Here is a 20,580-nt window from a genome sequence, read left to right as displayed (position 1 = left end):
ATTACTGACGTGTAGTCAGATTCCCAGCCTACTGAACTGACATGCCGTCAGGAACACTGCTGCGCAGGAAAGGTGGTGGAGGAGATGTGTGGAAGGGAACGGTGGCAGATCCGGGAGGCGCGGGTCCAGAGGTGGATTCGGCCGAGGTTGGGGAAGGGGCGGTCGGGGGTGGGGAGGTTGGGGGCGCGGGGGTTCGGTCAGGCGAGGGGGTCGACCGGGCGGAGGCCGGTGTCCGGAAGGGTCGCGTCCCCCCGGTCCCGGGATCCGGGCCGGACGCCGAGGCGGCGGGCCAGCCCCTTGGCGATCTTCTCGGCGTCCAGCGCCATCTCGCGGAACATGCCGCTGATGGGATTGCCGAAGCCCGTGAAGTACAGGCCCGGCGCCTGCGGCAGGGTGCGTGCGCCGTGCGCGCGGGGCCGGCCGTGCTCGTCGAGTACGTCCAGGTGCCCGACCAGGCCCTCCAGGGCCCGCCGGTATCCGGTGGCGGCGATCACCACGTCCGGGGCGATCCGCGAACCGTCGGCGAGCACGACCTCCGCGCCGTCGAAGGACTCCACCGCGGCGACGGGCTCGACCCGGCCGGCGCGGACGGCGTCGATCAGGCCGACGTCCTGAACCGGGATCGCCCCCTCCTTGACCCGGCTGTACAGGCCGGCGGTGGGGCGGGGGAGCCCGTACGCCGACAGGTCCGGGACGGACGCCTTGGCGATGAGCGCACACAACCGGTCCACGACCGGCACGGGCAGCCGCCGCACCAGGATCCCGCTGCGCTGCGCGGGCCAGCCGGCGGTGGAGCGGCGCACGATGTGCGGGGCGGTCCGCACGGCGAGCCGCACCCGCGCGGCACCGCCCTCGGCGAGGTCGACGGCTATCTCGGCGCCGGTGTTGCCGACGCCGACCACGAGGACGTCCAGGCCGGTGTACGGCTCCGGGTTCCGGTAGTCGCGGGCGTGCAGCAGCCGGCCGCTGTACGTGTCGCGGCCGGGCCAGTCGGGCAGCGCGGGCGTGTGGTTGAACCCGGTGGCGACGACCACGGCCCGGCCGGTGAGCACGCGTCCGCCGGTGGCGTGCAGGAGCCAGGTGCCGGCGTCGGGGTCTGCCTTGGCCTTGCGGCCGGTCTTGCGCCTGCGCCTGGTGTTGGCGCCGGTACCGGGTTCGGCCCCGTTGCCTCCGGCGTCGTCGGCGTGCGGGGCGCGCTCGATGCGGGTCACCTCGACGCCGGTGACGAGCTCCAGCTCGTGGAACTCGGCGTACTTCTCCAGGTAGCGCACCACGTTGTCGCGGGACACCCACCGGCCGAACCGGCGGGGCACGGCCAGGCCCGGCAGGGCGGAGAGCCGGCGGGTGGTGTGCAGGTGGAGGCGGTCGTAGTGACCGCGCCAGGAGGATCCGACCGTGTCCGTCTTCTCGACGACCACCGCGCGGATTCCGCGGGCACGCAGCGCGGCGGCCGCGGCGAGGCCGCCGGGCCCGGCGCCGATCACGTACACCGGGCGGGGCTGGGTGGTCATGTCTGGGGCGGTGGGGACTCCGGGCATGAGGAGTGAGCGTATCGACACACAGCGTTGTTGGGTCTCGGAGAAGGAGGGAATCGATTGCGGATCGGTCACGGCGGGCGTGAAGCGCCGACCCGCCGGAGGGGGCATGCGGGCGGGGGGCCTTGCGGGATCGACCCGGATCCGCTCAACTGACGTACCGTCAGATCAAGTGGAGAGGGAAGGCGGGGACCGCCCATGCAGACCGTCTGGCTCAGCGGGGCCGAGTGGCTCGCCGTGCTCCGGATAGGCCTCGGCCTGTGGTGGCTGGAGAGCTGGCGGCACAAGGACAAGAAGGGCTGGTTCGAGCGCGGCACCGGCATCGCCTGGGCCGCCGACGTCGCGGGCAAACACCGCTGGCCGTTCGTGAAGCGCGGGTTCGAGAAGGTCGTCCAGCCCAGGCCGCGGCTGATGGCGTACACCGTCGTCTACGCGGAACTCGCACTCGGCCTGGGCCTGGTGCTCGGGTTCCTGACACCGGTCGCGCTGGCGGGCGGTCTGCTGCTGAACCTGCTCTACCTGCTGCTGATGATCCACGACTGGGCCGAGCAGGGGCAGAACGCGATGATGATGCTCGTCTCCCTCGTCGCGCTCCTCGCCATGGGCTGGCAGGCCTGGTCCCTCGACTCGGCGCTGGGGCTCTTCCTGTGAGCGCGGGTGCGGCCGGTGGCGTGCGGTACGACCTTCCGGACGTGGACGAGTTCACCCGCCCCTACTGGGACGCTGCCGCCGAAGGGCGGCTCCTGCTGCGCCGCTGCGCGCAGTGCGGACGGGCGCACCACTACCCGCGGGAGTTCTGCCCGTTCTGCTGGGCGGGGGAGGAGCACGTCGCCTGGGAGCAGGCCGGCGGGAGCGCCACCCTGTACACCTGGTCCGTGGTCCACCGCAACGACCTGCCGCCGTTCGGGCAGCGCGTCCCGTACACGGCCGCGGTCGTCGACCTGGCCGAGGGGCCGCGGATGATGACCGAGGTGGTGGACTGCGACCCGGCGGACCTCCGCATCGGGATGCCGCTGGAGGTGGCGTTCAGCGAGGCGGCGGACGGCGTGTGGGTGCCGGTGTTCCGCCCGCGGTGACCTGCGGTCCCGGGAGCGGGCGGGCAGGTCAGGGCCAGAGCAGCTCGCGGACCCACGCGGAGGCGTCCGGCGTGCGGCGGTAGCGCAGGCGGACGTGCCGGCGGGCGGCGTCGCCCTGGAAGAACTCGACCTCGGCCGGGGCGAGGACGTACCGCGTCCAGGTCGGGGCAGGGGCGTCCGGCTCCGCACCGGCCCGCTCCCAGGCGGCGGCCGAGGTCTCGGCCAGCTCCCGCACCGAGCCGAGCACCTCGCTCTGCCGGCCGGTGAGCGCCGCGGCGAGCGCGCCCCGCGACCGGACCGCCAGGTCCGCCCGGCTCTCGGCCGGGCCGCACGCGGTAACCCGGCCCCGGACACGGACCTGGCGGCCGACGGCGGCCCAGTAGAACACCAGCGCCGCATCCGGCTGCCCGGCCAGCTGGCGGCCCTTGGCGCTGGTGGCATGCGAGGCGAAGTGCCAGCCGCGGGAGTCGGCGTCGTGCAGCATCAGGATCCGGACGTCGGGCCGTCCCTCGGCATCCACGGTGGCCAGACTCATCGTGTGCGGCTCGACCTGCCCCGCCCGGGCGGCGTGCACGAACCACTCCCGGAACAGCGGCACCGGCGCGTCGGGCGCGGCTTCGGGGTCGAAGGCGGGGAGCTGGGTGTCCCACACGCGGAGCGAGTGCAGGGCGCTGTGGAACTCGTCGGTCTCACCGGGCATGGGGCCAGGGTAGGGGAGGGGGGCCGGCGGACCGCCGGCCCGGGCCTTGAACGGCCCCTCACTCCTCACTCCTCACCCCTCGCCCCTCGCCCCTCATCCCCGGCCCAGGATCACCGTCCCCGACGAGCAGAACCACCCTCCCGTGCCCGAGGCCAGGGCCACCTCGGGGAGGGTGCCGTCGCGGCGGGTGACCTGGCCCTGGCCGCGTTCGCCGCGGAGTTGGCGGACCGCCTCGACCAGCAGGAACAGGCCGCGCATGCCCGGGTGGCAGGCCGAGAGGCCGCCTCCGTCGGTGTTGACCGGCAGCTCGCCGTCGCGCAGCAGGCGGCCCTTTTCCACGAAGGCCCCGCCTTCGCCCTTCGCGCAGAATCCGAGGTCCTCCAGGGTCACGAGGGTCATGTACGTGAAGGCGTCGTACAGCTCTGCGATGTCCACGTCCGCGGGGGTGAGCCCCGCCCGCCGGAAGGCCAGACTGCCCGAGACGGCGGCCGGTGACACCGTGAAGTCGTCCCATTCCGACATGGTGGTGTGGGAGACGGCAGTGCCCGTTCCCAGGATCCAGACCGGTTTCTTGGCGGTGTCCGGCACGCAGTCCTCGGCGGCCAGCAGGACCGCGCAGCCGCCGTCGGAGCGGATGCAGCAGTGCAGCTTCGTGAAGGGATCGGCGATCATCTCGCCGGACAGGACCCCGTCGACCGTGATCGGGTCGCGGAACATCGCGTCCGGGTTGGTGGCCGCGTTCGCGCGGGCCTGTACGGCGACCGAGGCGAGTTGCTCCAGCGTGGTCCCGTACTGGTGCATGTGGCGGCGGGCGGCCATCGCGTACTTGGCGACGAGCGTGTGTCCGTACGGAACCTCGAACTGCAGCGGCCCGCGGGCGCCGAAGGAGAGGTTCGAGGTGCGCCGCCGGGCCTTGATGTCCGCCCGGGCGGTGGACCCGTAGACCAGCAGGACGGCGCGCGCGTGGCCTGCGGCGATGGCGTCCGCCGCGTGCGCCGCCATGACCTCCCAGGTCGAGCCGCCGACCGAGGTGGAGTCGACCCAGGAGGGGCGCAGGCCCAGGTATTCGGCCACCTCGACCGGGGCGAGCGTGCCGAGGCCGGCCGAGGCGAAGCCGTCGATGACGGAGCGGTCCAGGCCGGAGTCGGCCAGGGCGCGCCGGGCGGCCTGCGCGTGCAGGGCGTACGGGGTGGGGCCGTCGACGCGGCCGCAGTCCGAGAGGGCGACGCCGACGACCGCGACCCTGCGGCGCGGTGCGGCGGGAGAGGGGGCGGGGACGCTCAGGGGCCCGGGCGGAGGCCCGGGCGGAGGTCCGGGCAGGGGTCCAGGCATGGGAGGACCGTACAGCTGACCATCCGTCAGTTCCAGGCCCGCAGGTCGAATCCCTCCCTTCCCGCGGCGCTGCCCCTCTGGGCATCCGTCGACGCCCGCCCTAACATGACGCCCCGTCAGATATGGGGAGGGGAGCCCGACGATGGATGCAGCCTTCACCGCGGAGCAGGACGGGATGCGCCGTACCCTGCGCGAGATCCTCGCCAAGCGCTGCGGCCCCGACGAGGTCAAGGCCGCCGTCCGCACCCCCGACGGGTACGACCGGGAGCTGTGGGGCCGGTTGGCACGGCAGGTCGGCCTGCCCGGCATCGCGGTGGCCGAGGAGTACGGGGGCGTGGGCTGCGCCCCCGGTGACCTGGCGCTGGCCTGCGAGGAGACCGGGCGGGCGCTGCTGCCCTCGCCGCTGCTCGCCACCGCCGCGCTGGCCGTGCCGCTGATCACCGCCCTCGGCAGTGCCGCCCAGCGCTCCGCGCTGCTGCCGCAGCTCGCCTCCGGCGGGCTCACCGCTGCGCTGGCGGTCCCCGGCCCGGCCCTGTCCACGGCGCTCGGGCTGACCGCCGACAACGCCCCGGGCGACTGGGCGGGCGGGGGCCGGGCCGGCGGGGTGCAGGCCCGCCGGGCCGAGGGCGACGGCTGGCGGCTGTACGGGGAGGCCGTCCAGGTGCTCGACGGGCACAGCGCCGGCCTGCTGCTGGTCCCCGCGCACACGGGCGGGTTCGCCCGCAGCCGGACCCTGCTGTTCCTCGTACGGGGGGATGCGGCCGGGCTGGTCCGGGCGCGGCAGACCGCCCTGGACGAGACCCGGCCGCAGGCCCGCGTCCAACTGCGTGACGTGGAGGCGGACGTGTTGGGCGAGGACGGCGACGGCGACGGCGACGTGGACGGCTCCGGCGACCGCACGCTCCGCGCGCTCGCCGCCACCGGGCGCACCGCCGCCGCCGTGCTCGCCGCCGAGGCGGCCGGGGCCGCCGGCCAGGCGCTGGACCGGACGGTGGAGTACGTGCGCACCCGGGAGCAGTTCGGCCGGGCCATCGGCTCGTTCCAGGCGGTCAAGCACCGGCTCGCCGACCTGTACGTACAGGTCCAGGCGGCCCGCTCGGCCGCGTACTACGCCGCCTGGGACCCGGGGCAGGGCGGCCTCGCCCTCGCCCAGGCGCTGGAGGCCCTGCGGCTCACGGCGGGCGAGGCGATCCAGCTGCACGGCGGCATCGGCTTCACCTGGGAGCACGACGCCCACCTGTACTTCAAGCGTGCGGCGGCCGACGAGCTGCTCTTCGGCCCGGTCCACCGGCTGCGGTCGCACGCGGCCCGCCAGGCAGGTCTGTTCGCCCCCGGGGCGCCCGCGCCCGCCACCCCCCTCCCCCCGAGCGAGAAGGCGGCCGTCTGATGGCCCTCGGCGTCAAGCTCGTCCAGAAGGTCTCCTCGTCCACGGTGTTCGCGAGGATCGCACCGCACGTCATCCCCGCCCTGGACAAGGCCGTGCACCGCCTCACCCGCGGCAGGGTCATCCCCAGCGCCCGCATGCTCCCCGGGGTGATCCTCACCGCCAAGGGCGCCAGGACCGGGCAGCCGCGGAGCACGCCGCTCGCCTGCATGCCGGAGGAGTCCGGCGCCGGGTGGGTCCTGATCGGCTCCAACTTCGGCCGGCCCGGGCACCCGGCATGGACCGCGAACCTGCTCAAGCACCCTGACGCAGAGGTGAGTTGGAAGGGGCAGGACATCGCCGTACGGGCACGGCTGCTCCAGGGCGCCGAGCGCGCCGCGGCGTGGCAGGCCGTGCTGAGGTTCTGGCCGCCGTATGCGACGTACCAGGCGCGTATCGAGCGCGAGATCCGGTTGTTCCGCCTGGAGCGTCGTTGATCGCGGCGGATCCCGGTCGCGGCGGGCCCCGGTGGGCGTACGGGTGGGGGCAGGAGGTGGTCCGGAGGTCCGCCGTTACCTGGTCGGCTTCTTGCCGGTCATGCCCAGGTGCACGAGCAGCGCCAGGTTCGGCTTGAGCTCGGCCTGCTTGACGCCCCAGGTCTGGAAGCCCTTCTGGTGCGAGGCGACCGCGGCCAGCATCGCGACCAGCGAGCCCGCCATCGCCGCCGGGCTGAGTTCCTTGTCGACCTTGCCCTTGGCCTGGAGCTCCTTGATCGACTCCGTAAGGGAGTTGGTGACGGAGTTCAGGATCTTCATGCGGATCTTGTAGAAGCGCTTGTCGCCCTCGGCCGCGCCGAGGTCGACGACGCGCAGGATCGCGTCGTTGCGCCGCCAGAAGTCCAGGAAGCCCTCGACGAGCTCCTCGGCCGCCTGCCAGCCGGCCTTGCCGACCCAGCTGCGCCCCTCGACGAGCGAGGTCAACTGCGCGCCCTCGGCGGCCATGTGATCGGCGATCTCCAGGACGGCACCCTCGACGTCCGGGAAGTACTGGTAGAAGGTCGCGGGGGAGGTCCCGGCCTTGCGGGCGACGTCGATGACCTTGACGTCGCGGTACGGCGAGGAGCTGAGCATCTCGCCGAGGCAGTCGAGCAGCTTCTGCCGCGTCGCCTGACCGCGTCGGCCGGCAACGCGGCCGTCGACGGTGCGTACTTGTCCTGTCATGCCGTCAGCTTACCGAGGGGTGATCTGGGCGCGATTCGGCCGCCTGCAAATGGGGTTACGTGATACCTGGCCTGGGCAATGGGCCCTCCCGAGGGGTCCGGCGGGCGGTTTCCGGCCGGTTCCCGGCCGCGGGCACGGTCCGGGCTGCGGTCCGGTCCGGCCGCCCGAGGGGTGGCCGCTTTCTTCCAGTATCCCCCGATTAGTCTTATCAACAGGCTGTGGACAAGTCTTCGGGCAGATCATGGCCGAAAGGGACATCGCGGGGAGCGGCGCGGGCGCGTACGGAGGGTACACACCCCCGCACAACGGAAGGAAACGGGCCATGGCCGCATTCGCGGAAGGCGCACCCTGCTGGGTGGACGCATCGCTTCCGGACGTCGAGGCGGGCAAGCGCTTCTACGGTGAGCTCTTCGGGTGGACCTTCGCCGGCAGCGCCGGCCCCGAGTACGGCGGCTACACCCAGGCCTACAGCCGCGGCCGCAACGTCGCCGCCCTCGCCCCGAAGCCCGACGGCCGCATGCCCACCGTCTGGGGGATCTACCTCCACACCTCCGACGCCTACGCCTGCGCCGCCCGCATCCGCGCCTCCGGCGGCCAGATGGTGATGGACCCGCAGCCCGTCGGCCCGTACGGCACCGCCGCCCTGGCCGCCGACCCCGGCGGGGCCGTGTTCGGCCTGTGGCAGCCCGGCACCCACCACGGCTTCGAGGCCCAGCAGGAGCCGTACACCTACTGCTGGGCGGAGCTCTACACCCGGGCCCGCGACGCGGTCGACGTCTTCTACGCCAACGTCTTCGGCTACGTCCCCGAGGACCAGGACGACGATGGCTCCGGCGTCGAGTACCGGCTGTGGTCCCCGCCCGGCAGCGCACCCGGGGCCGAGACGGCCATCCTGGGGCGCAGCCTGATCACCGACGCCTTCCCGGAGATCATGCCGGCGCACTTCCTCGCGTACTTCGGCGTCCCGGACTGCAACCGGTCCGTCGAGATCGTCAAGCGGCTCGGCGGCCGCGTCACCGCCGACCCCTTCGACACCCCCTACGGGCGGATCGCGGTCGTCGCGGACAACCAGGGCGCGGTCTTCGCCCTCCTCTCCGAGTCCGCCGGGCAGCCGGCCGGACCGCCCGGACCAGCCTGAAGCCGCGCCTGCGGACCGCCCGGACCGGCCTGAGGCCGCGCCTGCGGACCGCCTGAAACGGCCTCCCCGGCCCGTTCCGGGCGACGCGTGCGCGCACGGCCCCGACTGTGACGACACGCCCTGGGCGCGGGCCTGACAGAATCGGGGTTGCGCGACTCCGGGCGGCGCCCGGAATGCAACGCTGCACGGAGGCCGACCACCGTGCCGGCGCGCGTGCAGGTGGAAACGGGCCAGGCCAAGGCCCGTACGGGGAGGTGTGAGGCGAGTGGTGGAGCAGCTGACGCAGCACGACCCGAGACGGATCGGCCCCTTCGAGGTGCTGGGACGGCTCGGCGCCGGCGGCATGGGGCTGGTCTATCTCGCACGGTCGGCGTCCGGACGCCGGGTGGCGATCAAGACCGTGCGGACCGAGCTCGCCGAGGACCAGCTGTTCCGGGTGCGCTTCACCCGCGAGGTGGAGGCGGCCCGCGCCGTGTCCGGCTTCTACACCGCGGCCGTGGTCGACGCCGACCCGCGCGCCGCCGTGCCGTGGCTGGCGACCGCGTACGTCCCGGCACCCTCCCTGGAGGAGATCGTCAACGAGTGCGGGCCGATGCCCGTCCAGGCCGTACGGTGGCTCGCGGCCGGCATCGCCGAGGCGCTCCAGTCCATCCACGGGGCGGGCCTGGTCCACCGCGACCTGAAGCCGTCGAACGTCCTCGTCGTCGAGGACGGTCCGCGCGTGATCGACTTCGGTATCGCGAGCGGCGTCTCCAACACCCGCCTGACCATGACGAACGTCGCCGTCGGCACCCCCGCCTACATGTCGCCCGAGCAGGCGAAGGACTCGCGGAGCGTCAAGGGCGCCAGCGACGTCTTCTCGCTCGGCTCCACGCTCGTGTTCGCCGCGACCGGGCACCCGCCCTACCACGGGGCGAACCCGGTGGAGACGGTGTTCATGCTGCTGCGCGACGAGCCCAACCTGGAGGGGCTGCCCGAGGAGCTGCGCCCGCTCATCGATTCCTGCATGCAGATGGAGGCCGCGCAGCGCCCCACCCCGGCCGACCTCCAGGCACAGCTCGCCCCGCACCTCTTCGGCGGCGGCGACGACAGCGGGACCGCGTCCGCGTGGCTGCCCGCGCGGGCCGTCGCGCTGATCGAGGCCCGGCGGGCCGGGCAGCGCACGGTGGCCGCGCCGATCCCGGCGCCCGGCCGCCGCCCCGGCGGCGGCCCCAGCGGCCAGGGACGGCCCGCCGACGTGCCCACGCACCACCACACGCCCCGCGGGCTCGCCGAACCCGGCATCGACCCGCGCACCGGCCAGGCCCTCCCGCAGCGCCCCCAGCACCCGCCCCGGCCCACGTCGGCGCCCTCGTCGGCGCCCGGGGCCGTGCCGGCGCCCTCCGGCGAGCCGGTGCGCCTGGGCGGCTCCCCGGTGCCGATCGGGCCCGGGCCGCGCGCGACCGCCTCGGCGCCCGCCGCACACGCCGGCTCCGCCGACTCCGCGACCGGCTGGGTCCGCCCGCCGGGCGGCACCCCGGCCGCCGCGGGCCCCGCCTCCGCGGCGGTCACCTCGCCCGCGGGCACGCCCTCCGTGCCGAACCCGGGCCCGGCCCCCGACAGCGGCCGCTGGCGCCCCTGGCGGTTCCGCATGTCCAACGAGGTCTGGGGCACCCCGACCGTCGCCGGCGACCTGCTCTACGTCACCTCCTTCGAGGTGCACGCCCTGGACGTGGCCACCGGCCGCCGCCAGTTCAAGACCCGCGACGTCGCCTGGTCCATGGCCGTCTCCGACGGCCGCATCCACGCCTCCGACGGCCCCTCCCTGTACGCCCTCGACGCCTCCGACGGCTCCGAGCTGTGGCGGCTGTCCACCGACGCCTGGGTGTACGCCCTGCGCGCCGACCGGGGCACCGTCGTCACCGCCACCCGCGGCGGCGGCGTACAGGCCTGGGAGGCCTCCAGCGGCCAGAAGCTGTGGGAGCTGACCGGGGCGCAGAGCGACTTCGAGACGCTCGACGCGGCCCCCGTCCTGCACGAGGGCACGGTGTACGTGTGGCAGGACGCGCGGCTGCGCGCCCTGGACGCCCGCAGCGGCCTGGAAGCCTGGTCCTACCCGGTCGGCGACGCCGCCTCCTGCGGCAACGTGCCGGTCCGCGTCGCCCCGGCCCCCGACGGCAACACCTACGTCGCCGCCGGCACCCGCGTGCTGTCCGTGGACCGGGCGTCGGGCCGGGTCCGCTGGCACTTCGAGGCGCCGGCCGTGTTCCTGGCCCCGCCGGCGTTCGCGCCGGGCGCGGCCGTCACCGGCGGCGGCGTGTACCTCGTGGACTACCTGGGCACCGTGTACGCGCTGGACGCGACCACCGGCAAGGACCGCTGGCGCATCGCCACCGAGCCGCGCTCGTCCACGGACCCGGTGCTGATCGCGGCCGGCAGCATCCACCTGGGCGCGGGCAGCGCCCTGTACACGCTGGACGCGGTCACCGGCACCCCGAAGTGGCGGTTCGCGGCGGGCGGCGAGATCACCGGCTCGCCGGCGGTCGCCGACGGCCGGGTGCACTTCGGCTCGGCCGACCACTGCCTGTACACCCTGGACGCGGCCGGCGGGCAGCTCCGCTGGAAGCTGGCCACGGGCGGGGAGATCGCCGGGGCGCCGGTCGCGGAGGGCGGCGTGGTGTACGCGTGCAGCAAGGACCGCTGCGTGTACGCGCTCGACGCCGCCAAGGGGACGGGGACGCGTACGGCCGGGTGAACGCCCGGCCGGGCGGCCGGCCCCGGCGGGGGTTCCGGCAGGGTTTCGGGCAGGGGTTCGAGCGCGGGGTCGGGCGGGGCTGCGGCGGGGTTGCGGCCCCGCCGAGTCGCGCACGGCACCGGGAGTGACAGGATGGACCCCATGAGCAACGTCTACTTCGACATCAACATCAACGGCGAGGCCGCCGGCCGGATCGTCTTCCGCCTCTTCGACGAGGTCGTCCCGAAGACCACCAAGAACTTCCGCGAGCTGGCCACCGGCCAGCACGGCTTCGGCTACGCGGGCTCGCCGTTCCACCGCGTCATCCCGCAGTTCATGCTGCAGGGCGGCGACTTCACCAACCAGAACGGCACCGGCGGCAAGAGCATCTACGGCGAGAAGTTCGCCGACGAGAACTTCCAGCTGAAGCACGACCGCCCGTACCTGCTGTCGATGGCGAACGCCGGCCGCAACACCAACGGCTCGCAGTTCTTCATCACCACGGTCGTCACCCCGTGGCTGGACGGCAAGCACGTCGTCTTCGGCGAGGTCGTCGAGGGCACCGAGGTCGTCGACGCGATCGAGAAGCTGGGCTCGCCGTCCGGCTCCACCCGCGCCAAGATCGAGATCGCGGCTTCGGGCACCATCGAGGCCTGATCCCTCATGCCCTCGGGCGCGCCCGGTACGGCCGGAGGCCCCGCCCTTCGAGGATCTTCGAGGGGCGGGGCCTCCGCCGTGTCGGTCAGAGCCGTCCGAACAGCACTCCGCGCCAGGTCCATCCCGCGCCGAGGACCGCCTTCTGCAGGGGCGTCTTCAGGTCCGACGTATCGAAGCGGAACGACTCCGCGGCCTCGATACCGCCGTCCTTCGTCCGCCCGATGGTCCACTGCTTCGACACCGTGGTCACCTGGCCGCGGGAGAACTCGCCCGCCGTCGCCAGCCGGGGCGTGTCACCGACCCACGTGACCTCCCACTCCCGGTCGGCGGTACGGACCTCGTGCCTGGCCGGGTCGAGCCGCATCCGGATCTGGACCTGCCGTTCCAGCCGGCGGCGGAGGAAGAACCCGTGCCAGGCGGGTTCCCGCAGCCGCCACTCCGCCACCAGGTCGGCGTCCTCGTCGGGGAGGGCGGTGCGCACGGCGTAGGGCACGTCCGGCCCGTTGAGCGCGAGCAGCGCGGCCCGCACCTCCTCCGCCGGCTCGGGTGCGATGCCGCCGTCGGGGCGCCGCGTACCGGTCAGCCTGTCCTTGAGGCCCATGGCTACGCCCCGGCCCCGGCGTCCGGGGTCCCGGTCCCGGTGTCCGGGCCGACGGCGCCGGCGTCCGGGCCGGCGGCGCGGGTGTCCGGGGCGACCGAGCGCAGGAACTCCTGGAAGTCCCCCCGCACGCTGTCCTCCTGGGCCGCGGTGACGGTCAGGATCAGCCGGATCACGGCGCGCTTGTGAGGGTCCGTCACGTCCTTCATGGCCAGGTAGACCTGGGACTGGACGAGCTCGCGCTGCGCGCCGTTGACGACGGCGGTGAACGTCAGCCTCTGTCCGAGGCCGGGCGAGTCCTCGGAGCCGAGCTCGCGGCGGGCGGTCACGACCACCGACTCGGCGACCTGGCGCAGCCGCTCCGCCGACCCCTCGGCCATGTCGGCGAGGGTCTCCTCGCCCGTCCAGAAGTCGCCGTCGATGGTGATGTTGGCGGTGAATCCGGCATCCGGTTCCGGATGCAGCGCGATGAACGCCACACCCGGGGCGCCGACCTCGTCCGGAGGCGCGGGCTGCCAGCCCTCCGGCAGGCTGAACTCGATCGGGAGCGGCAGTGTCGTGGGCATCTTGTCAGGCCTTCCTTCCACGGAGAAGTACATCATTCGAACAGGCCGACGAAGCCGTCCTTGATGTCGCCGGCGGTGTCGCCCACCCAGTCGGCAGCGTCGCCGGCGGACTTGGTCAGCTTGTCCGTGTCCAGCGTGAACTCGCCGCCCACCGAGCCGCCGATGCCGAGGGCGACACCCACCTTGCCGCCGACGTGCCACTTGCCGTCGTCGCCCTTGCCGAAGGTCACCTTGGCCTCCGCGCCCGCGCCGGCCCATCCCTCGGCCGTGCCGCCGGCGCCGATTCCGGCGACCTCCCCGCCCCCCGCGACACCGAGCTTCCCGCCGGCGAAGGCCTTCGCCCCGGCGCTGACGCCGTCCCACCGAGCCGAGCCGCTGACCGCGGCCTCTCCACCGGCGAATCCCTCGCTGCGCGCGTAGGCCCCGCCCCAGTGGCTGTAGTCGGCGCGTCCCTCGAGCAGGGTCCTGACGCCCGCGGACACCTCGGCCTTGCCGACGAAGCCGTCCTGGGTCGCCCCGTAGTTCGCGCTGGCCCTGGCTCCCAGGGTGATGTCGTCGATACCGGAGAGCGTCAGGTCGCCGTTCTGGTACTTGCCCTCCGCGGTCATCTTGAAGAGGTCGGCGTAGGCCTTGGCGGAGCCTTCCTTGCCGTACTTCTGGCCGCTCGCCGAGGCGCCGGCGCTGGGACCGGTGATGGTGAGGCCGCCTTCGGACTTCGGCCCGTTCTTGGCCGCCTCCGCCTCCTTGGCCGCTGCGTCCTTTGCGGCCTGCAGGTCCTTCAGGGCCTGGTTCAGGTCGCTCGTGGCGCCGGCGTTGAACCCGTTGAGCGTCATGTCGGCGCCCTTGCCGAAGCCGTCCTTGTTGCTGTCGATGACAGCGACCTCAAGGATGATCTTCATGTCCTGGTCGAGTTCGGTGACGGCCTTCACCCGGTCGTCGATGTGCTTCTGCCACTTGCCGACGGCCTCGCTGATCATCTTCTGGCCGTCGGGATCGTGGTGGTAGGCGCTGCGCTCGCCCGGGGTGAGCTTCGAGTAGTCGAAGGCGACGTGCCCCTGCTCGGAGACGGTCATGCCGGCGGCTATCGCATCGTCGCGGGCGCTCTCGAGCTTCTTCTTCAGGTCGGTGAACTTCTCCTGGGCGTCCCGCAGCAGGCTCGCGACCGCCTTCGCCTGCACCTGCGCCGCCGAGTACTCGTAGCGGGTCGCCGCGAAGCCCTTCTGGGCACTCGTGACGCTGACGCCGTTCCAGCCGTCGCCCATGGTGATCTTCTGGACGGTCTCGCCGTAGCGGGTCTCGATCTTCTTCAGCTCGCCCGCCATCGTCTCCCACTTGCCGGCGGCCGTGCCGAGCAGGCCCAGGTTCGTGGTCATGACCTCGTGGTAGTTCAGTGCCACAGCTCAGCTCCCCCTACAGGCCGTTCAGCTTCGACTTCGTCGCGAGGAAGTCGTTGCCCAGTCCGACGTCGTTGCGCGCGAAAAGACCCGAGGCGCCGCGCAGGGCGTTCTTCTCCGCTTCCAGCCGGGCGATCAGTACCTTGACCTGCTGGTCCCAGGTCTCCGCCACCTTTTTCAGGCCGGCGGCGGTCTCCCAGCCGTCGAAGCCCTTCTGGGCGGTGCTGGTGGAGTCGTCCGCGTGCTTGGCGGCCGTGTTGGTGTTCGGCTGGAGCTCGGTCTCGATCGTGTTCGCGGCGGCCTTCTTCTCGGCCGGTGTCGAGGCGAAGTCCTGTCCGCCCGGCGCCTGCAGCAGCGGTGGCGGCGCGTTGGTGGGTGACTGCAGCAGCGGTGGCGGCGGCGCGGTGGCTCCGGGGGCCAGCGGCCCCTCGCCGTTCAGCCGCATGCCCACCTGCTGGTCCGGACCGAGTTCATCTGACATGGTTGCGCCTCCCCGTCGGCTGGCGCTGATCATATGCATGGCAACTGTGAACCGGCCAAGCAGTCCTGCATGTCCGAAAAGTGCCCACCCTGTCCGACGCCCGTCACCGCAGCCGGGGTTCCGGCGCCTCCCGGCGGCCCGTGAACAGGCCGGCCTGCCGGTCCGGCGGCAGGTTGCCCAGGGCGATCAGCGCCGGGGCCTGCGCCAGCGCCTGCTGAAGGGCCGTCTGCTTCGCCGCCCACAGGGCCCGTACGGTGCCCTGCACGGCCTCCGTCGGGAACCCGGCCAGCGTCCGCGCCGCCCGCAGCGCCGCCTCGGGCAGTTCCCCGGGCGCGGCCAGTTCCGAGACCAGCCCGATCTCGTACGCCCGCCGGGCCGAGAGCCGCTCCGCCGTCCCCATCAGGGACATCCGGGCGGCCTCGCCGAACGGCATCCGCTGGGCCATGTACACGGCCTCGTAGGCGCTGACCATCCCGTACGAGGTGTGCGGGTCGAAGAAGGTCGCCGTGTCGGAGGCGATGATGAACTCGGCCTCGCCCAGCAGGTAGAACGCCCCGCCGCAGGCCATGCCGTTGACGGCGGCGACCACCGGCTTCCACAGGTCGCCCGCCTTCGGGCCGATCGCCGCCAGCGGGTCGTCGACCGAGTACGGGGACCCCGGCTGCGGGACGGAGGCGCCCCGGTCGATGCCGGTGCAGAACGCGGCCCCGCCCGCCCCGGTCAGCACCACCGCCCGGACCCCGTCGTCGTACCGGAACTCCCGCCACACCGCGATCAGTTCGGCGGCGGTCGCCAGGTCGATGGCGTTGTGCCGGTGTTCCCGGTCCAGGGTGACGACCGCGACCCCGTCCGCCTTGTCCCGCTCCACCCGCAGCGTCACGGCTTCTCCAGGACCCAGCGCGGCACGGTGATCCCGCCTGCGTTGGCGAACACCGCCTGGACCCGCGCGCCGATGCGCAGCCGGGCCGGGTCCACCGAGTTCAGCGGGGCGTCGGCCGAGGCGACGAGGTTCCCGGCGAGCCGGATGTGGGGCGCGTCGGCGAGTTCCACGAGGACGACGTTGTACGGAGCCTGCGCCGCGTACGCGGGAAGCAGCGGCGGGTGCGGCCGGACGTACGACCAGATGCGGCCGCGGCCGCCGGTGGGGCGCCATGCGGAGCCGAACGACTGGCAGTGCGGGCAGCAGGGGCGCGGGGGGAAGCGGAGTCTGCCGCAGGCGGTGCAGGCCTGGACGCGGAGCTCGCCCCGGGCGGCGTACTCCCAGAAGGGGGCGCCGTCGGCGTCCGGGACGGGCAGGAGCAGTTCTTCGGCGGCTGCGGTCATGGTGGTCCCTCGTCTCCTCGTCTTCTCGTGTCCCGGACGGCGGGGTGGTTCAGGCGCGCAGCAGGAGCGCCGACGTCGGGACGCCCTCGCCCGCCGTCACCAGGCAGGTCGAGGCGCCGGGCACCTGGGCGGTCGAGGTGCCGCGCAGCTGCTTGACCGCCTCGTTGATCAGGTTGAAGCCGTGGACGTAGGCCTCGGACAGGCCGCCGCCGCCGGTGTTGATCGGGAGCCGGCCGCCGGTCTCGAGGGCGCCGCCCTCGGTGTAGGCGGCGCCCTCGCCGCGCCCGCAGAAGCCGTAGCCCTCCAGCGACAGCGGGATCAGCGGGGTGAAGGCGTCGTATATCTGGGCGACGTCGACGTCCTGCGGGCCGAAGTCGGCGTGCTTCCACAGGTGGCGGGCGGCGGTCCAGGCGGGGCCGGTCAGCGGGTCGTCGTTCCAGTAGTTGACCATGCCGTGGTGCTGGGCGGGCAGGCCTTGGGCGACGGAGTGCACGTACACGGGGCGCTGCCGGCAGTCGCGGGCGCGCTCGGCGGAGACGATGACGCAGGCCAGCGCGCCGTCGGTCTCGAGGCAGTTGTCGAACAGGCAGAGCGGTTCGCTGATCATGCGGGAGGTCATGTACATCTCGCGGGTCAGCGGCCGGTCGTACATGATCGCGGCGGGGTTCTCGTTGGCCCGGTTGCGGCAGGCCATGGCCACGTTGAAGAGGTGGTCGCGGGTGGCCCCGTACTCGTGCATGTAGCGGCGGGCCAGCATGGCGATCTCGTCGGCGGGGCGGAGCAGGCCGAAGGGGCGGGTCCACTGCCCGGGGGTGGGCAGTTGGACGGCGGTGCTGGTCCAGGGGCGCGGCCCGGAGCCGCGTTTGCGGGAGCGCCAGGCGACGCCGACGGTGGCCTGGCCGGTGGCGACGGCGGCGGCGAGGTGGCCGACGGTGGCGCAGGAGCCGCCGCCCCCGTAGCCGACCTTGGAGAAGAAGGTGACGTCGCCGGCGCCGATGGACTTGGCCACCTCGACCTCGTCGGTCTCCTCCATGGTGTACGAGGCGAAGGCGTCGACCTCGGCGGGGGCGATGCCGGCGTCCGCGAGGGCGGCGAGGACCGCCCGGCAGGCGAGCTCCTTCTCGGACTCGGGAAGGTGTCTGGCGAAGGGCGTCTGGCCGATTCCGGCGATCGCCGCAGCGTCCTTGAGTGTTGCCGCCATCCGCCGCCTCCGGGGTCGCGCCAGTGCTGACAGCCGCGAAGGCTACAGCTAATCTGACGGATAGTCAGCTACGGGTGTCGTGGGGAGGCGGACGATGGGCGAGGGCGTACGCGCATCCGGGCACGGACCGGGGCCCGAAACCGGGTTCGGGGCGGGACGCGGGGCGGGACGCGACACGGGATGCGACACGCGACGCGACCCGGGACACGGGGCCACGGGCGAGGACGTGCGGGGCGACCTGCGCTGGGGCAGCATCGCCGGACTGGTGCGCGCGGCCGCCGCCCGCCACGCCGACCGCGAGGCCGTGGCCGACGGCCGCACCCGCCTGAGCTACGCGCAGCTCGGCGAGCGCATCGAACGCGCCGCGGCCGCCACCCTCGCCGCCGGCGTCGAGCCGGGCGACCGGGTCGCCGTATGGGCCCCCAACACCCTCGACTGGATCGTCTCCGCCCTCGGCGCCGTCTCCGCGGGCGCCGTCCTCGTCCCCCTCAACACGCGTTTCAAGGGCACCGAAGCGGCGTACGTCCTCCAGCGCAGCCGGGCCCGGCTGCTGTTCGTCACCGGCGCCTTCCTCGGCACCTCCTACGTCGCCGCCCTGCGCCGGGCCGCCGCGCAGGGCCCCGCGGGAGGCCGCGGCCCGCTGCCCGGCCTGCCGCACCTCGAGCAGGTCGTCGTCCTCGCCGACGACGCCCCCGAGGACTTCCGCACCTGGAAGGACTTCCTGGCCGGCGGTGACTCCGTACCCGCCGGGGCCGTCCGCCGGCGCGCCGCGTCCATCCGCCCCGAAGACCCCTCCGACATCATCTTCACCTCGGGCACCACCGGCAGACCCAAGGGCGCCGTCATCACCCACGCCCAGTCCCTGCGCTGCTACGAGGTGTGGAGCGAGCTCGCCGGACTGCGCGAGGGCGACCGCTACCTGATCGTGAACCCCTTCTTCCACACCTTCGGCTACAAGGCCGGCATCCTCGCCTGCCTGATGCGCGGCGCCACGATGGTCCCCCAGCCCGTCTTCAACGTGGACACGGCCCTCGCCAACATCGCCGCCGAGCGGATCTCCGTACTCCCCGGCCCGCCCACCCTCCACCAGTCCCTCCTCGACCACCCCCAGCGCGACCGCCACGACCTGTCCACCCTCCGCCTGGTCGTCACCGGCGCCGCCGTCGTCCCGCTGCGGCTCGTCGAGCGGCTCCGCGGCGAACTGCACATCGACACCGTCCTCACCGCCTACGGGCTCTCCGAGGCCGGCGGCATCGTCTCCATGTGCCGCCGCGGCGACCCGGCCGAGGTCATCGCCGCCACCTCCGGACGGGCCGTCCCCGGCACCGAGATCCGGATCGCCGGCGGCGACGGCCGGGCGCTGCCCGCGGGCGAGGCGGGCGAGGTGTGGGTGCGCGGCCACCACGTGATGAGCGGCTACTTCGAGGACCCGGAGGAGACCGACCTGGCCGTCACCCCCGACGGCTGGCTGCGCACCGGCGACGTCGGAATCCTCGACGCCGACGGCAACCTGCGCATCACCGACCGGATCAAGGACATGTTCATCGTCGGCGGCTTCAACGCCTACCCCGCCGAGATAGAGCAACTCCTCGGCCTGCACCCGGACATCGCCGACGTGGCGGTCGTCGGCGTCCCCGACCACCGCCTCGGCGAGGTCGGCAAGGCGTACGCGGTGCGCCGCCCGGGCTCCACGCTCACCGCCGACGACCTGATCGCCTGGTCCCGCCGGGAGATGGCCAACTACAAGGTCCCGCGCGCCGTGGAGTTCCTCACCGAACTCCCGCGCAACGCGAGCGGCAAGGTCCTCAAGCGGGAGCTCCGCGCCCGCTGACCCGTCCGCCCGCTGACCCGCCCGCCTGTCCGCCCGTCCGCCCGCCGGTTCGACCGGTGCTACCGGGCGTCCTTGCGGGCCAGGACCAGCCGCCAGCGCGGGCTGCCGTCCGGGCGGCGCCCGAAGGGCTCCAACGGCACGGTCTCCACCGTGAAGCCGGCCGCCCGCAGGTCCGCGCGGACCCCGCCCCAGGGGAACGTCCGGTAGTACATGACGAACGGCGGCCGCCACACCGCGTTGCGGACGCGCATCGCCGCGTCGAAGCCCGCCACCGCCCACCACAGCGGGGAGGTCGGCGGGATCGGCGCCCCGATCGGGAAGGCGAACACGCCGCCCGCGCGCAGCGCGCGGTGGACATCGCCGAAGAGGGCGGGCCGCTCGGCCGGCAGGAAGTGCCCGAACGCCCCGAAGCTGACCGCCAGGTCGTACGTGTCCGCGAGCCCGGGCGGCAGCGCCCGCGCGTCGGCCCGCAGCAGGTCGACCCCGTCGCCGCCGTGCAGCCGCTCCGCCTCGGCCAGCATGCCCGCGCTCAGGTCCACACCGGTCACCCGGTCCCGGCACAGCCGGCGGAGCATCCCGAGGGCCGCGCCCGTGCCGCAGCAGACGTCCAGGCCGGAGCCGAAGGAGCCCTCGTACCGGGCGAGCGCCTCCTCGACGGCGTCGAGCATGCGGTCCGGCGTGCGGAACGGCGTGTGGTCGAACTTCGGCGCGAGCAGGTCGTAGCCCCGCTCGACCGACGAGAAGGCCTGTACGGCGAGCTCGCGCAGGCTCGGCCCCTGGGAGGTGAACACGGTCCCAGCGTAGTCGCGGACCGGTGCGCCCGACCCGGCGGCCGACCACCCCCGCCTGCGTACGCACCCGCGCCTGCACGTACGCACGCGGCGGCCGCGGTGGCTCCCCCTCCGGGCCACCGCGGCCGCCGTTCCTGCGTTGTGCTCCCCCGTGGTCTTGCTTCCCCCGTGGTGGCGCCGGGTCCCCCGTGACCCCGGCGCTCCCCTTGGGATTCCCCCGTACCCCCCGTACCCCCCGTACCCCCGTGTTCCCTGCGCGCGGCCGTCCCCCGTATCCCCCGTATCCCCCGTGGGACGGCCGCGCGGGAACCGCCCGGTTACGGACGCGGGCCGGACGCGTGGTTGTCCAGCGAGACGATCTCCTCGTCCGCAGCCGGCTTGTCGACCGGCTTGATCGCGATGCCGGAGGCGTGGTTGTCCATCGGCGTGATGTCGGCGTCCGCTGCGGCGGGGCCGTCGACCGGCTTGATCTCGATCCCCGACGCGTGGTTGTCGAGCGGGATGATGTCGCTCTCGTTCTGCAGGATGTTCTCGTTCGTCGTCATCGGATCTCCTGATGGATGGCTAGGGCCCGTTCGGCGATTCCCCCGCGGACCGCCGAACGGGCGGTCCTCCAGCGGACTCCCGCGCCCCCGACGCGGTGAGTCGATGCGTCCATGGT

General features: G+C 73.6%; 21 protein-coding genes. 8 read left to right on the top strand and 13 right to left on the bottom strand.

Going from position 1 to position 20,580, the window contains the following annotated elements:
- Window positions 1-197: 197 nt before the first annotated feature.
- Complete coding sequence (locus AC068A_RS26615; protein ID WP_478588770.1) at window positions 198-1,511, bottom strand: flavin-containing monooxygenase; 1,314 nt, start codon at window positions 1,509-1,511, stop codon at window positions 198-200.
- Window positions 1,512-1,733: 222 nt separating this feature from the next.
- Here AC068A_RS26615 and AC068A_RS26610 point away from each other — a divergent pair, with 222 nt between their 5' ends.
- Complete coding sequence (locus tag AC068A_RS26610) at window positions 1,734-2,186, top strand: DoxX family membrane protein (RefSeq protein WP_478588769.1); 453 nt, start codon at window positions 1,734-1,736, stop codon at window positions 2,184-2,186.
- Window positions 2,183-2,611 carry a Zn-ribbon domain-containing OB-fold protein gene (locus tag AC068A_RS26605; protein ID WP_478588768.1) on the top strand — a complete coding sequence of 143 codons (429 nt, stop codon included), beginning with the start codon at window positions 2,183-2,185 and terminating at the stop codon, window positions 2,609-2,611. The genes AC068A_RS26610 and AC068A_RS26605 overlap by 4 nt, the downstream gene beginning before the upstream one ends.
- 28 nt (window positions 2,612-2,639) lie before the next feature.
- On the opposite strand, the gene AC068A_RS26600 is transcribed toward AC068A_RS26605, so the two are convergent.
- On the bottom strand, window positions 2,640-3,311 hold the full coding sequence (locus AC068A_RS26600; protein ID WP_478588767.1) for a pyridoxine/pyridoxamine 5'-phosphate oxidase: 672 nt from the start codon (window positions 3,309-3,311) through the stop codon (window positions 2,640-2,642).
- Between the two features lie 93 nt (window positions 3,312-3,404).
- Window positions 3,405-4,643, bottom strand: coding sequence for a thiolase C-terminal domain-containing protein (locus tag AC068A_RS26595; protein ID WP_478588766.1), 1,239 nt, complete (start codon window positions 4,641-4,643; stop codon window positions 3,405-3,407).
- Window positions 4,644-4,785: 142 nt separating this feature from the next.
- Between AC068A_RS26595 and AC068A_RS26590 the strand changes: the two genes are divergently transcribed.
- Together AC068A_RS26590 and AC068A_RS26585 are read left to right on the top strand one after the other, a co-directional pair.
- Window positions 4,786-6,030 carry an acyl-CoA dehydrogenase family protein gene (locus tag AC068A_RS26590; protein WP_478588765.1) on the top strand — a complete coding sequence of 415 codons (1,245 nt, stop codon included), beginning with the start codon at window positions 4,786-4,788 and terminating at the stop codon, window positions 6,028-6,030.
- Window positions 6,030-6,503, top strand: coding sequence for a nitroreductase family deazaflavin-dependent oxidoreductase (locus AC068A_RS26585; protein WP_478588764.1), 474 nt, complete (start codon window positions 6,030-6,032; stop codon window positions 6,501-6,503). Before AC068A_RS26590 ends, AC068A_RS26585 begins: the two co-directional genes overlap by 1 nt.
- A gap of 75 nt (window positions 6,504-6,578) precedes the next feature.
- Here the strand turns inward: AC068A_RS26585 and AC068A_RS26580 are convergent, their stop codons facing one another.
- On the bottom strand, window positions 6,579-7,226 hold the full coding sequence (locus AC068A_RS26580) for a TetR family transcriptional regulator (RefSeq protein ID WP_478588763.1): 648 nt from the start codon (window positions 7,224-7,226) through the stop codon (window positions 6,579-6,581).
- Between the two features lie 322 nt (window positions 7,227-7,548).
- Here AC068A_RS26580 and AC068A_RS26575 point away from each other — a divergent pair, with 322 nt between their 5' ends.
- The 3 genes from AC068A_RS26575 to AC068A_RS26565 all read left to right on the top strand — a co-directional run bounded on the left by AC068A_RS26575 (window position 7,549) and on the right by AC068A_RS26565 (window position 11,734).
- Window positions 7,549-8,364, top strand: a complete 816-nt coding sequence (locus AC068A_RS26575; RefSeq protein WP_478588762.1) for a VOC family protein — start codon at window positions 7,549-7,551, stop codon at window positions 8,362-8,364.
- A 268-nt stretch (window positions 8,365-8,632) separates the two neighbouring features.
- Window positions 8,633-11,098, top strand: a complete 2,466-nt coding sequence (gene afsK, locus AC068A_RS26570) for a protein serine/threonine kinase AfsK (protein WP_478588761.1) — start codon at window positions 8,633-8,635, stop codon at window positions 11,096-11,098.
- A gap of 141 nt (window positions 11,099-11,239) precedes the next feature.
- The gene (locus AC068A_RS26565) at window positions 11,240-11,734 is read left to right on the top strand and encodes a peptidylprolyl isomerase (protein WP_478588760.1); all 495 of its coding nucleotides are present in this window, start codon (window positions 11,240-11,242) and stop codon (window positions 11,732-11,734) included.
- Between the two features lie 85 nt (window positions 11,735-11,819).
- Here the strand turns inward: AC068A_RS26565 and AC068A_RS26560 are convergent, their stop codons facing one another.
- From AC068A_RS26560 to AC068A_RS26530, 7 genes are all read right to left on the bottom strand, one after another.
- Window positions 11,820-12,335, bottom strand: a complete 516-nt coding sequence (locus tag AC068A_RS26560; protein ID WP_478588759.1) for a hypothetical protein — start codon at window positions 12,333-12,335, stop codon at window positions 11,820-11,822.
- A gap of 2 nt (window positions 12,336-12,337) precedes the next feature.
- Complete coding sequence (locus tag AC068A_RS26555; protein ID WP_478588758.1) at window positions 12,338-12,898, bottom strand: hypothetical protein; 561 nt, start codon at window positions 12,896-12,898, stop codon at window positions 12,338-12,340.
- A 32-nt stretch (window positions 12,899-12,930) separates the two neighbouring features.
- Window positions 12,931-14,295 (bottom strand): hypothetical protein, encoded by a 1,365-nt coding sequence (locus AC068A_RS26550; protein ID WP_478588757.1) that lies wholly within the window; start codon window positions 14,293-14,295, stop codon window positions 12,931-12,933.
- 13 nt (window positions 14,296-14,308) lie between these two features.
- Window positions 14,309-14,773, bottom strand: coding sequence for a hypothetical protein (locus AC068A_RS26545; protein ID WP_478588756.1), 465 nt, complete (start codon window positions 14,771-14,773; stop codon window positions 14,309-14,311).
- 103 nt (window positions 14,774-14,876) lie between these two features.
- A complete protein-coding gene (locus AC068A_RS26540) occupies window positions 14,877-15,653 on the bottom strand; it encodes an enoyl-CoA hydratase/isomerase family protein (RefSeq protein WP_478588755.1) in 777 nt (258 codons plus the stop codon).
- Complete coding sequence (locus AC068A_RS26535; RefSeq protein WP_478588754.1) at window positions 15,650-16,096, bottom strand: Zn-ribbon domain-containing OB-fold protein; 447 nt, start codon at window positions 16,094-16,096, stop codon at window positions 15,650-15,652. Before AC068A_RS26535 ends, AC068A_RS26540 begins: the two co-directional genes overlap by 4 nt.
- Before the next feature lie 49 nt (window positions 16,097-16,145).
- On the bottom strand, window positions 16,146-17,297 hold the full coding sequence (locus AC068A_RS26530; protein ID WP_478588753.1) for a lipid-transfer protein: 1,152 nt from the start codon (window positions 17,295-17,297) through the stop codon (window positions 16,146-16,148).
- 226 nt (window positions 17,298-17,523) lie between these two features.
- Here AC068A_RS26530 and AC068A_RS26525 point away from each other — a divergent pair, with 226 nt between their 5' ends.
- On the top strand, window positions 17,524-19,128 hold the full coding sequence (locus AC068A_RS26525; protein WP_478588752.1) for a FadD3 family acyl-CoA ligase: 1,605 nt from the start codon (window positions 17,524-17,526) through the stop codon (window positions 19,126-19,128).
- Between the two features lie 59 nt (window positions 19,129-19,187).
- On the opposite strand, the gene AC068A_RS26520 is transcribed toward AC068A_RS26525, so the two are convergent.
- On the bottom strand, window positions 19,188-19,919 hold the full coding sequence (locus tag AC068A_RS26520) for a class I SAM-dependent DNA methyltransferase (RefSeq protein WP_478588751.1): 732 nt from the start codon (window positions 19,917-19,919) through the stop codon (window positions 19,188-19,190).
- 317 nt (window positions 19,920-20,236) lie between these two features.
- A complete protein-coding gene (locus AC068A_RS26515; protein ID WP_478588750.1) occupies window positions 20,237-20,464 on the bottom strand; it encodes a hypothetical protein in 228 nt (75 codons plus the stop codon).
- Between the last annotated feature and the right edge of the window lie 116 nt (window positions 20,465-20,580).

The organism is Streptomyces sp. NPDC043854, from assembly GCF_056436005.1.
This window is presented reverse-complemented; position numbering and strand designations above follow the sequence as displayed.

What these genes read in the sequence shown, in the direction of transcription:
- AC068A_RS26615 (WP_478588770.1), bottom strand. Translation starts at nt 1,511, where the DNA reads ATGACCACCCAGCCCCGCCCGGTGTACGTGATCGGCGCCGGGCCCGGC.
- AC068A_RS26610 (WP_478588769.1), top strand. Translation starts at nt 1,734, where the DNA reads ATGCAGACCGTCTGGCTCAGCGGGGCCGAGTGGCTCGCCGTGCTCCGG.
- AC068A_RS26600 (WP_478588767.1), bottom strand. Translation starts at nt 3,311, where the DNA reads ATGCCCGGTGAGACCGACGAGTTCCACAGCGCCCTGCACTCGCTCCGC.
- AC068A_RS26595 (WP_478588766.1), bottom strand. Translation starts at nt 4,643, where the DNA reads ATGCCTGGACCCCTGCCCGGACCTCCGCCCGGGCCTCCGCCCGGGCCC.
- AC068A_RS26590 (WP_478588765.1), top strand. Translation starts at nt 4,786, where the DNA reads ATGGATGCAGCCTTCACCGCGGAGCAGGACGGGATGCGCCGTACCCTG.
- AC068A_RS26585 (WP_478588764.1), top strand. Translation starts at nt 6,030, where the DNA reads ATGGCCCTCGGCGTCAAGCTCGTCCAGAAGGTCTCCTCGTCCACGGTG.
- AC068A_RS26580 (WP_478588763.1), bottom strand. Translation starts at nt 7,226, where the DNA reads ATGACAGGACAAGTACGCACCGTCGACGGCCGCGTTGCCGGCCGACGC.
- AC068A_RS26575 (WP_478588762.1), top strand. Translation starts at nt 7,549, where the DNA reads ATGGCCGCATTCGCGGAAGGCGCACCCTGCTGGGTGGACGCATCGCTT.
- AC068A_RS26565 (WP_478588760.1), top strand. Translation starts at nt 11,240, where the DNA reads ATGAGCAACGTCTACTTCGACATCAACATCAACGGCGAGGCCGCCGGC.
- AC068A_RS26560 (WP_478588759.1), bottom strand. Translation starts at nt 12,335, where the DNA reads ATGGGCCTCAAGGACAGGCTGACCGGTACGCGGCGCCCCGACGGCGGC.
- AC068A_RS26555 (WP_478588758.1), bottom strand. Translation starts at nt 12,898, where the DNA reads ATGCCCACGACACTGCCGCTCCCGATCGAGTTCAGCCTGCCGGAGGGC.
- AC068A_RS26545 (WP_478588756.1), bottom strand. Translation starts at nt 14,773, where the DNA reads ATGTCAGATGAACTCGGTCCGGACCAGCAGGTGGGCATGCGGCTGAAC.
- AC068A_RS26535 (WP_478588754.1), bottom strand. Translation starts at nt 16,096, where the DNA reads ATGACCGCAGCCGCCGAAGAACTGCTCCTGCCCGTCCCGGACGCCGAC.
- AC068A_RS26530 (WP_478588753.1), bottom strand. Translation starts at nt 17,297, where the DNA reads ATGGCGGCAACACTCAAGGACGCTGCGGCGATCGCCGGAATCGGCCAG.
- AC068A_RS26515 (WP_478588750.1), bottom strand. Translation starts at nt 20,464, where the DNA reads ATGACGACGAACGAGAACATCCTGCAGAACGAGAGCGACATCATCCCG.